A 15,100-nucleotide genomic window follows, 5' to 3' on the forward strand; every position below is an offset into this window, starting at 1 on the left:
ACAATTTTCCTTTAATAAAAATTATCCTAATGTTATACCAGCAGATTCTAATCCTTTATCGACAACACCCATAACTATTTCGCTGTGATCAAGGTGTTTCGTCATCGTTTCAAAGTCAGCTTCGCTTATGATCCTTTCAAATTCGGTGAATTCCTCATACATTCGATGCACATGAACGTTAGAATCAATCGTTTTGCTCTTATTTTGACTATCTATTACCGTAAATTTATCGATAGTACTTGTAGGGCCTTCAATAATGATAGCTCCCTTATCGCCTTGAATAATGGTTCTGATCGGAGCTGTAGAATCTTTAGCGCCTATACAGACTACTTTTTTATCCCCATAATCAAGACTGAGTATGCCAGAAGTGTCGATTCCTTTTTCAATATTGGCTAAGTAAGCTACTTTTTTGGGCTCACCTAAAAGACCTGTTATAAAATGGATGTTATAAATGTTGATATCCATTAAAGCTCCACCACCCATTTTAGGATTGAAAGCAGGTAACACTTCTCCTTTTTTAAAGGCATCATATCGTGAAGAATATTGTGAATAATTGCATTCAACTATTTTGATAGCTCCAATATCCTTTAGCGATTCTTTTATTTTTTTATAGTTGGCTAAATATTGATTGGTTATAGCTTCTAATAACAGTACTTTATTTGTAAAAGCTAGTTCTCGCAACTCTTTCATTTCAGATGATTTGAGAGTAAAGGGTTTTTCACAAATGACATTCTTTTTGCTAAGGATGGCTTTTTTAGCGAAAGAGAAATGCAAATGGTTGGGTAATGCAATATAAACGGTATCTACGTCATCGCTTTTCAAACAATCGTCATAGTTAGTTAAGACTTGATTAATGCCATATTTATCTTTTAAAAGCCTCATTTTATCGCTACTTCTTTCAGTACCCACAATTGCTTCTAACTGAATCTTAGGAATATCGCCAATCATCGTTAAAAAATCATTCACTATCATTCCTGAACCTATAATCGCAAGTTTCATGGTAAACCTTCTTTCTTGATTGAATAATTCGTGTTTTTTAACCAATAACATAAATTAGTTATTTATTTTTTGAATACCTTCTTCGAGTATTTCTAGTTGGCGAATGGTTTCTTCATCTTTCACTAGCTTATCTTTTCCATTTATAATTGATTCATGTAAGCCTTCATAAACATGGCTGTAATCCCCAATTTCTGAAACGACTTTTTCTTCGTGATAGAGACCATTATCATCTACATAGGTCAACGTACCATAATGATCAGGCGTATCGATGCCAAAATCCGGGTTAGTGGGCATATAGAATAGTTTTAGATGTTCTTCTTGTCTGTCTTTTTCTTGCTTGGTAAACATCCCTTTTTTACCATATAAGACAAAACTTGGACGTGATTTGATTCTGAAATAACTCGATTTAACCGAAACTTTCGTTTTTGAATAATAAAAATCCAAATCGAAATAATCATTCATTCGATTAGGACCTAATAACTGTCTCACATCATAATGAATGGAATCTGGTTCTCCAAAGTAGGAAAGAACTTGATCAATGGTATGGCATCCATGCCCATACAAATAACTTGAAGCAGCCGAAAACTCTTTAGAATTTTCTGGAACTTCTGGTCTGAAATAATCATAATGCATTTCAACTTCCAGTAATTCACCAATAAGGCCACTGTCAATCACTTTTTGAGCGGTTAAAAAATCTGAATCATAGCGTCTGTTTTGGTAACATTGAACAAGTAAATTTTTTGATTTTGCTAACTCAAATAGTTCCCTTGCTTCCTGAGCTGTTTCGGTAAAAGGTTTTTCCACTAGCGTATTTTTCCCTTTTTCTAAGGCTAATTTTGCAAATTCAAAATGCAATGAGCTTGGAAGGCAAATTGCAACTAACTGGATTTCTGGATCATTCCAGATATCTTCTAAATTCGTTGTGTAATGGACTCCAGGAACCTTATCCCATGGGCTATCTGCATGACGAGAATAAATAGTTTTCACGTTAATGTTTTCAGATTTTTGTGAAAAAGGTAAATGATAGCGATTCGTACTTTTTCCATTGCCGATATAAGCTATTGTTAACATAAAGAAACCTCCTATAGTATGTGATAATTAGATTATATATGAAAATGATTGAAATAGGTCATTACTCAGTCATTAAGGTTCTCATGTTCTTCTTGCTGCTAAATAAATTGAGGTATTCTGAACATTATGTTCAATGTATCATGATGCGGATAGACTATTCACCTAAAATAGTGAAAATTATAAGTTTCATAATTTAGGGAGAAGGGCTTCTTTTATTCTAGGGTCAGCTATACAAGGACCTTAATTGTGGTAAAATGAAATCGGATTCAATTAGAGGAGGAAGAAAAAATGACATTCCAATTAAGTGTAGCAGAACTAGCAAATATGGTAGACCATACTTTGTTAAAAGCAGATGCAAAGAAAGCAGCGTTTGAAAAAGTTTGTCAAGAAGCTGACGACTATGGGTTTAAAATGGTAGCCATCAATTCAGCACCTGTTGCTTTCTGTAAAGAGTTATTAAAAGAAAGTCCCGTTCATGTTGGAGCAGCAATTGGTTTTCCACTCGGCCAGACCACAATTGCTACGAAAGTTTTTGAAGCCACGGATGCAATCAAAAATGGGGCTGATGAAATCGATTATGTGATCAATATTGGCGAACTGAAAAATGGGAACTTAGCATATATTGAACAGGAAATGACTGGAATCGTAAGTGTCTGTCAAGCAAACAATATTTTAAGTAAAGTGATCTTGGAAAACTGTTATCTGACAGATGAAGAAAAGATTGCTGTCTGTGAAATTGCTAAAAGAGTCAAACCGAATTTTGTGAAAACATCGACTGGTTTTGGCACTGGTGGCGCTACGATCGAAGATGTAAGATTAATGAAAGAGACTGTTGGAGCAAACGTCAAGGTGAAAGCAGCAGGGGGCATACGTGATTTTGCAACAGCTAAAGCAATGGTGGAAGCTGGAGCAGAGCGACTAGGAACAAGTTCAGGCATTCAAATCATCAATGAATATAAAGCATTAGCCAAATAGATTTGACTTATAGCAATGCAAGAGTTGATAGCCAAATATTGATAGAGCCTAAAATTCACATAAACAGAAATAAGGTAAAGATAGTCATATTATTAAAAGGATAAGGGAGAATCTTTAAGTAAGATTCTTTTTTATCCTTTTTTTAATTAAGCAAACATACATTTAAGATTGATAGGCGGTCTGTTTTGTCTAGATAGCAAAAAAAGGTTGAGGGACAGCTTACAACGCATTAGGCTACTTGGAAATGTTATAATTAGACGAAGGAAATAAGAATTTTATTGTCTTGAAAATTAAAAAGCTATTAAGCTAGTTTACTGCATAAAGGAGAAAAATATGAATCCAGAAATGTTTCGTAAAATTACAGAAACCAGTTATTTAACAGCTCAAAATGCTGGCAGGTACCGTAGTATAATGAGGTACTGCTATCTACAACATGAACGGATGAATCATTATGTGAAAGCGCAAGAAATCTATGAAGTCGTGAGCCGCTATTCGGTGTTTCAGGACAATTCTTTTGATGATTTGTTAAGAGATTTAGATAATCTTAGGGAATGGGGTAACCTATCTGTTCGTCAAGATACGGGTCGGGTCCATTCCATTGAAGAATTTAAAAAGAAACGATTTCAATACAGCTGTACCCCGTATACAGTAGAAATTGAAAGAATGGTTCAACGGTTAGAAAATATAGGCGATAGCTTTGGTGGGTCGCTAGAAAAGACACGATTTGAACGATTATATGATCGTTTAATCGCTTTCGTTAATTCTCCGCAGGTTCAAACATATCCAGAAGAGGAACTGTATCAGGATTGGGAAGAGATATTAGATTTATTTAATAAAATATGGCAAAATGCTACTGATTATACGGCTTCGTTGGAGGGAGAGAGCATTAAAGATTTAACTGAAACCGAATCATTTCTGATTTATAAAGATACATTCGTCAGTTATTTGAAAAATTTTATTATTTCGTTACAAAATATCCAACCGAAATTACAAAAAGTATTATATGAAACGGAAAATAATTGGGAAATTATCTGCTTTGAACGAATTGCTAAACATGAACAAAAACAAAAGTTAAGCAATAATGAGGGTCAAGAGGGTTTAGCAACAGAAAGAGATAAATTAATTGATCAATACCACAGTTTACAAAGATGGTTTTTAGGAAAAGGGAAAGAAAAGTCTGAAGCAGCTATTTTAGAAGAAATAACAAATGAAGCGATAAGGCGCATTACAAAAATGGTGCAACGTTTGAGTGACCGCAGCCACCAGTTTCGGAGCAGAAAGCAAGATTATTTGCGAATAGCAGAATGGTTTCATGAAGCTGAAACGCTTGAAGAAGCTAAAGAAATCTACTCTAAATTGTTTGGATTAGATCATACACAGCATTATTATGGAGTAGCGGATAAAACGGAGAATATAATGGATGATGTTTGGGATGACAAGCCTGAAGTGATAGGTTTAAAAGGAACAAATCGCCAAACTAGTCGTAATACACGAACACGTGGAGTTCAAACAAAAAGTGAAGACAAACAGAATGAACGTCAATTATACTTGAAACAAATGAAGCTTAGTAAAGAATTATTAGAAAAATTGTTTGTTGAGGATCGATTTGAGTTGAAAGAAGGGACACGAGTTCCGATTGAGGCTAGAAAAATATTTTTAGGCTGGTTATCGAAAGCTCAATTTAAAAAAGAGACTTCTATTGCAATCGTGCAGACTGACTTTGGCTATCAAATTAGTATCGAGCGTATTCCTGGACACCATGTAAAAATTGAAAGTGAAGATGGGAGCCTCCAGTTGCCAGCATTTCGATTTGTAAAGGTAGGTAAAATAGATGGAAAATGAACGTATAAGGGAATGCATAAATGTATTGATGGAAAATAAGTGGATCATTAAAGGAAAAGACCCCCAGCTTTATCGTATGATTCGTGAAGAGCAAAAAATAATCAGAAAGTTTTGTAATGAAAAATTAGGAGCTAATTTGTACATTCATGGGCAATTCATTATGCTTGAAAAGATTCCAGATCATTATGCCTCATGGATGGGAATCGATACATTTCGTGAACAGGATGACTATACAATGTATAGCTTGATACTGGTTTATTTAGAAGAAAAAATGAGTAGCGAACAATTTTTACTGACGAATATTTGTGAAGAACTTGGGTATATTTGGACTGATCAAGAAACGGTAGACTGGTCGACATTTAAAACAAGAATGAATTTTGTTCGAGCAATGACGTATTGTGTAGAGCAGCAGTTGATTCATCAAGTTGATGGAGATACAACTAATTTCAAATACCACCAAGAAGCAGATGTTTTATATGAAGTTACACAAATGAGCCGGTATGTCTTACGTAGTTACCCAGAGGACTATCAACAATTTAATTCGTTTATTGAATTTAAGCAATACCATAAACAAGCATTAAATTTGGAGGATACTGAAATAAGGCGACAAAAAGTGTATAGAAATTTACTGTATTCTCCCGCAGTATTGCGTCGGCAGTATGGTGAAGAATTTGCTTATATTCGAAATTATCGTAATAGTATTCAAGATGATTTAGAAAAGTATACTTATTTTCAATTAGAAGTGTATAAAAATTTAGCTTCAGCGACGAATCGTGAAGATAGAGGGAAATTGACTTTGTTTCCTGATAATAAAAATAGCAGTAGTTTGATCTTACAATGGTTTGTACTCTTAAGGGAAGAAATTGAAAAAGAAAAACTGCTGCCAAATGAATATGGAGAAATACAGCTCTCTAGGATGCACTGCGAAACTTTATTGGAGCAGACAAAAGAAAGGTTTCAACTAGGCTGGAGTAAAATGTTGATTGAAAAAACTATTAGCAGTTTATTGAGTATATTACTTAATGAGATGGTAATTTGGGATTTTTGTTCCATTGAAGATGAGGTAATGATTCGCTTTTATCCCTCTAGTGGAAGGTTGATTGGAGAATATACTCAAGAAACAAAAGACAAGATAAAGGAGAGTTTGTGAGATGACAGTTGATCAAGTTAATAAATGGATGCTGAATCGTGCAGGTGTTTTAAATTTTTGGTACTACGATGAAGAAGAATTTTCTTTTAATAATGGGCACTTATTATTGCGTGGAAGTAATGGTTCAGGAAAAACCGTGACAATGACCAGCCTATTTCCCTTTTTATTAGATGGCAGAAAAAGTCCTGAACGGATGGATTCATTTGGGTCGCGTGATCGCCGTATGATCGATTATTTACTTGGAGAAAAAGGGTTTTACGAAGAGATGGATGAAAAAACGGGGTATTTATATCTTGAGTTTAAACGAGAGGATACACCACAATACCTAACGATAGGCATGGGATTGAATGCACGGAAATCAAGAGGATCTGATTTGGATTCATGGGGTTTTTCTATCACAGATAATCGTCGAATCGGCCATGATTTGAAACTGTTTAAAGAAGAAAAAGGAATCAACCAAACAACCAATAAAATCCCCTTAACTCGTAAACAACTCGTGAGTGCTATTGGTGAAGGAGGCCAAGTTGTTAAAGGACAAAAGGATTATGCTCAAATGGTCAACCGGTTATTGTTTGGTTACGAAGAAATTGAAGCTTTTGAAGAACTAATGGAACTCTTAGTTCAAATAAGAGCGCCAAAACTTTCGAACAATTTTAAACCGTCAACTATTTATGATATCTTAAATAAGTCTTTGCCAGCTTTAACGGAAGATGAATTGAGACCCTTAGCTGAAACAATGGAGACAATGGATGATCATCGAGATCAAATTGATCTGTTGAAAAATGAAATCACACAATTTAATTTTTTGTCAAAGGAATACCAAAAATACAACGATACATTACTCAAAACTAAATTAAATCACTATCTTGAAGCAAAGAAACAGAATAAAGGTTTAGAGGCAGCCTTAGAAAGTTTGCAACAAGAAATAAGCAATCTGTTAAAAGATTTGTCAACTAATCAACAATTGGAACAGCGAAAAGAACGCGAAAGTCAGTCTTTACAGATAGAATTAGAAACGCTAAAGAGTAGTGAAATTTTTACGTATCAGGAAAAAAAGTTTACTTTGGAAAAAAAAATCAATTCAGCAAATAAGGAACTTTATAAACAAGAAGAGGCATTGGATAAAAAGCGCGAACGTATTAATCAATATCGTAATCAAGTGGACAACATGGAGACAGCTATTTACCGGAATGAGAAAGAGACAATTGGTCAATTGAGTGAATTAGAAGGACTGCAAGAGACTGTTCAATACCCAAATCATGATTTTTATTTTCAACAAATGCAATTAAAAACCAATGAGTTGTCATGGAGCGAAACATTAACGACATGGAGTGGAAAAATCAGCGAGTACCGTATACAAATCAATTTTGTCATAAAGTTATGGCAAACGTACCAAGAAACCACGCAAACGTATACGAATTATTTTAAAGAATTTGATATTACTCGCGAGGCATTGCAAAAACTACGTGAAGATTTAACACAATACCAAGAAATATTAATATCAGAAAAAAATCAATTTCGGGATCGCGTGTATCAATGGCTGGCTAGTAGTGACTGGTTAACCTTCGACCAATCAGAACAACAATTATTCGAACGAAAAGTTGATTATATCTATGAAAAAACTGAAGAAGAAGAGCTAGTAAAACCCTTTTTAAAAAAAGCTTCAGATTTTATTGAACAACTGCAATATGAAAAAATAAATTTGGAACATCTGCTTTCACAACTTGACCAAAACTGGTCAAATTTACAAGAAGAAAAATTGAAATGGGAGCAGTTATTTGATCCTGAACCAGAACGGCTAGCGTCTTCAGAAAAAGAACGGCAAGTGTTGAAAGAAGCTGGGAAAATGATACTTCCGCTTTATCAGGCAATTGATTTCAAAGAAACAGTCTCAGAAGACATCCGCCAAAGTCTTGAGGCAGCATTGGAAGATAGTGGCTTATTGGATGCTCTTATTCTGGAGGATGATTTGGCAGAGGGAGTAAAGCATAACCGTATATTACAAGCCAATCCACAAAAAAATAGCCAGACATTAGAACAATTTGTTGTACCAGTCAGTGAAAACTTATTCATCGCTAATCGAGTGCAAGACATAATTGAAAGCATTGTGGTTTGTGATAAATTAAATTCCAATGAAAGAAAGATTCCTCAATTTACTACAGATGGAACTTACAGCTTAGGCATTATTTTGGGAAATGTACCACAGGAAAAGTATGGTGCACAACATTTTATTGGGAAAAAACAACGAGAAGATTATCGGAAATCCAAAATCAATGAATTGGAAGATCGTAGTTCAGTCATCGTACAGCAACAATTAGAAATAAAAGAGCAAGTAAAAAAATTAGAAGATAAACAATGGGAAAATCAGCAGTGGAAGATAGACCAACCTAGTCCTGTAGATATGCGCGTAGCTTTTAATGGTGTGAGCGAAACAGAACAACGAACAAAAAATCAAGAAAATGAAGCTAAAAGAAAAGATGATTTGCTTAAAGAATGCATTAATCTCAAACAAAATCAAGAAGCAGTATTAAAAGAAAAAACCAAAGAGTTTAATTTTGAGTTTAATTTTAAAAGCTACCAGGAAGCACAAGAAGATAGTCCGATGTATCAATTGGGATTAAAAGAATTAGAAAAACTTTATGAGAGTAGTCAAGATAAGAAGGCAGCAATGGTTCAGTCTCAAATCAGTTTAGAAGAGTCCGAAGCAGATTTAGATGATTTACGTCAAAAAGAGCAAGCAATAAGAGAAGACATCCAACACTTTCAATTTGATTATCAGCGTGTTCTGAATCACTTGAAAGAAATGGGCGAAACGAATCTTCAACAGCAAATTGAGCAGGTGAAGCGAGATTTTGAAAAAGCACAGAAACAAAGTACTCAGGCAAGAGACGTCAGGGTTAGATTAGAAGAACGCATACCAACTTTAGAAGAAAAAGAACGCATAGAAAAGGAAAATGTTACATTCAATCAAGAACTTGTTTTAAATTGGGAAAAACTACTTCAAGCAGAACTTCAATTTCAAGGGAAAGATGAGGTGCAACTTGAAGCAACCGACGTGTTGAAAACGTTGTTCGATCAGTTGCAACAGAAAACGTATGCTACACCAAAAGATGCACATAATCGTTTATCAAGTGTTTACACTCGCGTCTATGATCAATTAATGGATTACCGTATCGTGCAACCTTTAGAGACTTTAATGACGATTGATATTGATTATTACGCTGAAAGTCGTAAAAAAACAGAATGGCAGATAGTGGTAAATCAAATGTATGATGAAACACAAAGGACTGTATTGATAGCAGAATATAGAGGCAGTCGAAAAGGCATTCAGCAAGTTTATGAACAACTGCAGGAGGACTTAGAGTATCAAAAATTAATGCTAAGAAAAGATGAGGATCGTCTTTACCGAGATATTATTATCAATAATTTAGGGAAAATGATTCAAGGTAAGGTATTGCGTGCTGAACAATGGGTCCAGGAAACAGAAAATTACATGCGTAAACGTCATAATTCTTCTGGTTTGCTATTTTCAATCCGCTGGAAGCCCATCACTGGAGAAACTGAGCAACAGATGAATACAAGAGAGCTTGTTACTATTCTTAGAAAAGGACCAGATTTATTACGAGAAACAGAAATTGAAAAAGTACGCCAACATTTTCAGTCTAAAATTGATTATGCTAGAGCTGAAGCAAAAGATGATGGGAAAGAAAAATCTTTTTTTCAAGCATTAACTCAGATTTTAGATTACCGTAATTGGTTTAATTTTGAATTGCATTATAAAAAAGGAGAGCAAGATTTTCGTCCTTTGACAAATAGAGCGTTCAATCAAATGAGTGGTGGAGAAAAAGCAATGACAATGTATATCCCATTATTTTCAGCAGCCCATTCTCGTTATCAGCACGCTAAAAAAGATGCTCCATATATTGTGGTATTAGATGAAGCTTTTGCCGGAGTAGATGAGCTGAATATCCAAGATATGTTTGGCTTGATAGAAGATTTGAATTTTAACTATGTATTAACTTCTCAGTCTTTATGGGGAGATTATCCTAATGTTAAGAGTTTATCTATATGTGAATTGATCAGACCGAATAGCGCTGATTTTGTGACGGTTATTCAATACAGTTGGAATGGAAAAGAACGGTTATTAGCGTTACCTAACTTAGAAGAACTTGATGAAAGAAAGCAAGAAGCAACCGATACAACTAGTAAACTGGCGAGTGATTTAAAACAAGAAGAGAAGAGACAAGCCGAAATTAGTGAAGTAAAAGAAAGGATGGACCTAAGTGAGCCAGTCATTGAACAATCAAAATTATTCTGATGATGACTACCAGCTTCGTCTGGATGCCAGTATTTTTTTTCATGAGCGTAAAGGATTTGATCGCTCGTTTACAGCCATGCGGGAAAAATATATCTCATTAAGCCATATAGGTGGAAACATTACAATAAACCAGCCTAATGTGGAAGAGTATGAAGAACTGTCACGGTATTTCTCAAAAATGTATAATAAAAATGGCACTATTCAGTTTTCGCTGAAGGCTTTTGAAGAAGTCTTGCAGCAAACAAAGTTTCAAAGAATAAGTTTAAAAGAACTTCTTGAAGTTTATTTTAATGAAAAAATTGAAACAAAAGAAATGAAGTCAAAGCGGCTAGTAATGCAAAAAGAACAGTTTTTTCAAAGGTATTTAGAAAAATATCAAGAGGAATATGCTTCTTTATGGATACAAGGTGTAAGAGATGGAGAGATTAGTGGAAGTAATCAGCTTAATCGTCTGCTTGCACAGGAAGCTATGGAGCAAGCTGTCATTTGGATGGATTTTACTTTAAAAATGATTGAATCCTTATTAAGACAACTAAGCAGACAAAGCTATAAACGGCTCCCTTTTTTTGCACAGGAAGTGACCCAGGATCCACATGGATTGGATCGAAATGAAATCAATTATAACGCCTTTTTAATGACTATGCAGTGGCTTATTACACAAGAAGCAGTGGGAACATTAGTAGAAAATCAACTAAATGAGACGACTTTAGAATCAACAAATGAATTGTTAAATCAGTTCTATTTGTATAAAGATGATATTGCTAATTTTGTCAGTGTTTATGGATTTGAAGGATTTCTAGAAGATGGAAAACAATGTGAATGGCTTGTACAAGCTGCAGAAGCAATAAGTGCGCTCAATGTGCCATTGAGGGAAGTAAACCGTTTGGAGAAAATTCATTCTTACAAAAATCAACCCGTGGTGCTTATTGAAAACAGTGGAGTATACTCACAACTATTGAGTAGTTTCAGTCATGGTATCAGTTTTATTTGTGTTCATGGTCAACCGAATTTGGCTACTTTGAAGTTTATTGATTTAGTTAATAAGAATCAAGATACACCACTTTATTATGCAGGAGATTTTGATCCAGAAGGTTTATTGATCGCTCAGAATTTAGTGAAACGTTATCCTCGACTGCAAACAATTTGGCAAAAATACAGTTTTTGGTATCAAAAAGAAAGCACGAGTCAACTGAATATGCCTCGAATAAATAAGTTGAAAAATATTAATCACCCTCAACTGATTGAGGCAAGCAAATTACTGCAAAAAAACCGTGTGCCTTTTTACCAAGAACAATTTATGTCAGCATTTGAAGAACTTGTTAAGGATAAAATTATCAAAAAACAATCTATTTTAGAATGATTAAATTAATTTTCCTGTAAGCAATAAGCCAGCACTCGATTAACTTAGGTCATATTTCATTTGACTATAAACAATGAATCTTAGTTTGACCAACTCCAAGGGACAATGGCAAAAAAATGGTAAACAGGATGTAGCGGAATAATGAATCGGTTACAAAAAAGAGATATCTTGCATAATTAAGTTACCACACCAAATTAGGAGGATGTCCCTTTATCGTTACAGCGAAAAATGTGCTTTTTTTTAGACAACCAAAAATAAAACCCATCAAATTACAAAAAAGTGATTTGAAAAGGACCCTATGTCAAGGACATTTAAAAAAAGAGACTTATGAAATACTCATTAGAAGCTGCTTCCTGTAATGAACAGAAGGCAGTTTTTTTAGATTCCATTGTCCGCGTTCATTATTGTAATAATCCATATAATCATCCACAATTGCTCGCAGTTCTTTCAAATTTCCACAATCTTTATACTCTATTTCATCTTTCAAATGGCCAAAGAACGACTCTTGTGGAGCATTATCCCAACAGTTCCCTCTTCTCGACATGGACTGCCCTAAATGATTATCAGCCAATTTCTTATGAAATTTAGGACTGGTGTAATGGACACCCTGATCTGAATGGATAAAGGCATCTTCATGTAGCGTTGTGCCATGGGCGCTCACTAATAAATCAATGGTCGTTAATGAAAGATCAAGTTTTGAACTGTCAGACACATAGTAAGCTAAAATTTCTTTCGTTGTGCCATCTTTTACGGTTGATAAATAACCCATGAACCCTTTGGCTCCAGGTAAATAAGTGATATCTGTTAATAGAACTTTATGGGCTATTCCTTGATCAAACTGACGCTTTAACTTGTTCTCAACAGTGCTGTGTTCTTTGGTGGCTTTTGCCATTCTTTTATACGGATTTGCTTTACGAATAGGACAGATGATATTAAATTTTCTCATCAAGCGTTGTACCTTCTTACGATTGACGATAATGCCTAGACTATTCTTAAAGTGCATTACGATGCTTCGAGAACCTTTCTCGTAACCACGGTAGTCATAAACTTTTTCAATTTGCGTTCTCCAGACTTGATCTTCCTCATCACGTGCACTTCTACTGCCTAAACCTTTAACATAATTGTAGTAACCTGAACGAGAAACACCCAGTGCTTTACAGGCATCTACGAGGGTTCCTGTATAGAAACCCTTGGTTTTCATTTCATGGATCCTTGAGAAGATGTTGTTAGTCTTTTCGCTGTTTTCTGGCCTCCTTTCGCTCCATTCTGATTTTTTTAACAAGTCATTTTCTTCTCCTAATAATAGAATTTTGGCTTGTAATTTTTCAATTTGTTGTTCAAGGGTTAAGACTGTTTTCCGTGGTCTGCCTGAACGATCTTGCCGTGTATCTTTCAATCCCAAAACACCATTATCACGGTATCTTTTTCGCCATTTACACGCGAATGATTTTATCTTGCTTTCACCAATCATTTCCGAATCAAATCCAGCTTCAATAAATAGTTGCTTAGCCGTTTTCAGGTCCAATGATCCTGAAACAAAGTGGCGCTTAAATTCATCAGTATAAGTAATACTTTTCTCTGATACATTTTTAACGTATGGGTTTGCTTTTAACACTTGAATTTGTTCTGGTGTAAAGGTTAATTTTGACATTTAGCTGCTCCTTTCTGTATGAAGTGCAAGTGATTTAGATTGTGACCTTGAAGAAATGTTCGTTTCTTCAAGTATCATCGTATTCTTCTTTATATCAGTATACAAAAACAGACCCTATAGGTAGCGACCCCCAAAAGTTAGAGTGAAATCTAACATTTGGAGGTCGCTTTTTTATGGCAAAATATAGTGAAGAATTTAAGTTACAGGTTGTCCAAGAATATTTAAATGGCCCTTTGGGCTATAAATTATTAACTAAAAAATACGCTATTTCCAGTCACTCTAACCTTATATATTGGGTCAAAGCTTATAAAGAATTGGGTTTAGATGAGCTAAATGAAAAACATAAGAAAGCAACTTACTCTGTTCAATTTAAGATGGATGTATTACACTTTATGGAACAGACGGGCACATCATCTTCAGACACAGCCATTACTTTTGGTCTGAATAATCCTTCCCTTATCTCAAGTTGGAAGAGATCTTTCCAAAAAAAGGGAATTGAGGGCCTAAAACTAAAACCAAAGGGGCGTCCTTCATTGTCTAAGAACTTAAAAAAACAGGAACCAGTATCTTCAGAAAATCGTTCTCGACAAGAATTAGAACGAGAAAATGAATTACTAAGATTGGAAAATGCCTATTTAAAAAAGTTGAAAGCTTTTCAGAAGAATCCCGATGCCTTTCTCGAAAAGTACAAGCAACAGTGGCACACAAACTTAAAAAAGAAGGATTCAAACTAAAGGATATTCTAGTAGTGGTTGGTATTCCAGAAGCAACGTATCACTATCACATGAAGCTATTAAAAAAAGCAGATAACAATCAGCCACTAAAAGAACAAATCGAACACTTTTTCTTTGAATTTAAAGAGTGGTATGGATATAAGCGTATTACAGAAGAATTGAAAAAGTTAGGATATCGTATTAACCATAAAAAAGTGTATCGTCTCATGAAAGAAATGGGTTTAAAATGTGTTAAATTCATGCGAAAATCTCGCAAATATAACTCTTATAAAGGAAAAGTAGGCACTATCGCCAAGAATAAGTTAAATAGACGCTTCTCAACACCTATCATTTTACAAAAGCTCGTCACAGATGTGACAGAGTTTAAATGTGTAGGTGGAGAAAAGCTCTACCTTAGTCCCATTCTTGATTTGTGTAATGGAGAAGTGATTGCCTACGGTATAAACAATCATCCCACACTGGAATTTGTCATCAAACCGCTAGAAAAAGCCATTGGCATCCTTAAAAAGCATGCTATGGTTCGCACCACAATTCACTCTGATCAAGGCTGGCAATATCAACACAATCGTTGGGTCAAAACTCTAAAGAAAAACAACGTTTTTCAAAGCATGTCTCGTAAAGCGACTTGTGCTGATAATTCGGTAATAGAAAACTTCTTTGGCATCCTGAAACAAGAAATGTACCATGGAGAAAAACTAGTCCATTATGAAGAACTAAAGTTAAGAATCGAACAATATATCGAGTGGTATAATAACGTTCGATCAAAAGTGAAATTGGCTGGTTTAAGTCCGGTCGAATACCGAACTCAAACCAGCCAATCAGCTGTATAATAAAAACTCTAACTTTTAGGGGTCAGCACCATAGAGAGCACTTTTTTTTAGTGTCCATTCTATAGGGTCCATTTTAATTTGACGGGTTTTTATTCTGAAGGGAAGACTTATATCCCAGCCTTTTTTTCTTTGTTAGCTTAGGTTTCGGTTGGATTTTACTCATTTGGCGG

10 protein-coding genes are annotated in these 15,100 nt (G+C 34.8%); 7 read left to right on the forward strand and 3 right to left on the reverse strand.

Going from position 1 to position 15,100, the window contains the following annotated elements; translation table 11 throughout:
• Positions 1-21 precede the first annotated feature (21 nt).
• Positions 22-999, reverse strand: coding sequence for a Gfo/Idh/MocA family protein (locus tag J7E16_RS06440; protein ID WP_214890086.1), 978 nt, complete (start codon positions 997-999; stop codon positions 22-24).
• 54 nt (positions 1,000-1,053) lie between these two features.
• Positions 1,054-2,070 carry a Gfo/Idh/MocA family oxidoreductase gene (locus J7E16_RS06445; protein ID WP_214890088.1) on the reverse strand — a complete coding sequence of 339 codons (1,017 nt, stop codon included), beginning with the start codon at positions 2,068-2,070 and terminating at the stop codon, positions 1,054-1,056.
• A gap of 288 nt (positions 2,071-2,358) precedes the next feature.
• Here J7E16_RS06445 and deoC point away from each other — a divergent pair, with 288 nt between their 5' ends.
• From deoC to J7E16_RS06470, 5 genes are all read left to right on the forward strand, one after another.
• Complete coding sequence (deoC, locus tag J7E16_RS06450) at positions 2,359-3,045, forward strand: deoxyribose-phosphate aldolase (RefSeq protein WP_214890091.1); 687 nt, start codon at positions 2,359-2,361, stop codon at positions 3,043-3,045.
• 333 nt (positions 3,046-3,378) lie between these two features.
• A complete protein-coding gene (locus tag J7E16_RS06455) occupies positions 3,379-4,887 on the forward strand; it encodes a TIGR02677 family protein (protein WP_214890094.1) in 1,509 nt (502 codons plus the stop codon).
• On the forward strand, positions 4,877-6,037 hold the full coding sequence (locus tag J7E16_RS06460) for a TIGR02678 family protein (protein ID WP_214890096.1): 1,161 nt from the start codon (positions 4,877-4,879) through the stop codon (positions 6,035-6,037). Before J7E16_RS06455 ends, J7E16_RS06460 begins: the two co-directional genes overlap by 11 nt.
• A gap of 1 nt (position 6,038) precedes the next feature.
• Positions 6,039-10,355 (forward strand): TIGR02680 family protein, encoded by a 4,317-nt coding sequence (locus J7E16_RS06465; RefSeq protein WP_214890099.1) that lies wholly within the window; start codon positions 6,039-6,041, stop codon positions 10,353-10,355.
• The gene (locus tag J7E16_RS06470) at positions 10,321-11,715 is read left to right on the forward strand and encodes a TIGR02679 domain-containing protein (RefSeq protein WP_214890102.1); all 1,395 of its coding nucleotides are present in this window, start codon (positions 10,321-10,323) and stop codon (positions 11,713-11,715) included. The genes J7E16_RS06465 and J7E16_RS06470 overlap by 35 nt, the downstream gene beginning before the upstream one ends.
• Positions 11,716-12,040: 325 nt before the next feature.
• On the opposite strand, the gene J7E16_RS06475 is transcribed toward J7E16_RS06470, so the two are convergent.
• Entirely contained in the window at positions 12,041-13,366 is a 1,326-nt protein-coding gene (locus tag J7E16_RS06475) for an IS3 family transposase (protein ID WP_214890105.1), read from the reverse strand.
• Positions 13,367-13,539: 173 nt separating this feature from the next.
• Between J7E16_RS06475 and J7E16_RS06480 the strand changes: the two genes are divergently transcribed.
• Entirely contained in the window at positions 13,540-14,100 is a 561-nt protein-coding gene (locus J7E16_RS06480) for a hypothetical protein (RefSeq protein WP_214890106.1), read from the forward strand.
• Complete coding sequence (locus J7E16_RS06485; protein WP_214890107.1) at positions 14,064-14,930, forward strand: IS3 family transposase; 867 nt, start codon at positions 14,064-14,066, stop codon at positions 14,928-14,930. The genes J7E16_RS06480 and J7E16_RS06485 overlap by 37 nt, the downstream gene beginning before the upstream one ends.
• Positions 14,931-15,100 lie beyond the last annotated feature (170 nt).

Source organism: Carnobacterium sp. ISL-102 (genome assembly GCF_018612935.1).
In the GTDB taxonomy this organism is placed as follows: domain Bacteria; phylum Bacillota; class Bacilli; order Lactobacillales; family Carnobacteriaceae; genus Carnobacterium_B; species Carnobacterium_B alterfunditum.

Bases quoted from the DNA above. Each gene is read 5' to 3' on its own strand.
- J7E16_RS06440 (WP_214890086.1), bottom strand. From the start codon at position 999: ATGAAACTTGCGATTATAGGTTCAGGAATGATAGTGAATGATTTTTTA.
- J7E16_RS06445 (WP_214890088.1), bottom strand. From the start codon at position 2,070: ATGTTAACAATAGCTTATATCGGCAATGGAAAAAGTACGAATCGCTAT.
- deoC (WP_214890091.1), top strand. From the start codon at position 2,359: ATGACATTCCAATTAAGTGTAGCAGAACTAGCAAATATGGTAGACCAT.
- J7E16_RS06455 (WP_214890094.1), top strand. From the start codon at position 3,379: ATGAATCCAGAAATGTTTCGTAAAATTACAGAAACCAGTTATTTAACA.
- J7E16_RS06460 (WP_214890096.1), top strand. From the start codon at position 4,877: ATGGAAAATGAACGTATAAGGGAATGCATAAATGTATTGATGGAAAAT.
- J7E16_RS06465 (WP_214890099.1), top strand. From the start codon at position 6,039: ATGACAGTTGATCAAGTTAATAAATGGATGCTGAATCGTGCAGGTGTT.
- J7E16_RS06475 (WP_214890105.1), bottom strand. From the start codon at position 13,366: ATGTCAAAATTAACCTTTACACCAGAACAAATTCAAGTGTTAAAAGCA.
- J7E16_RS06480 (WP_214890106.1), top strand. From the start codon at position 13,540: ATGGCAAAATATAGTGAAGAATTTAAGTTACAGGTTGTCCAAGAATAT.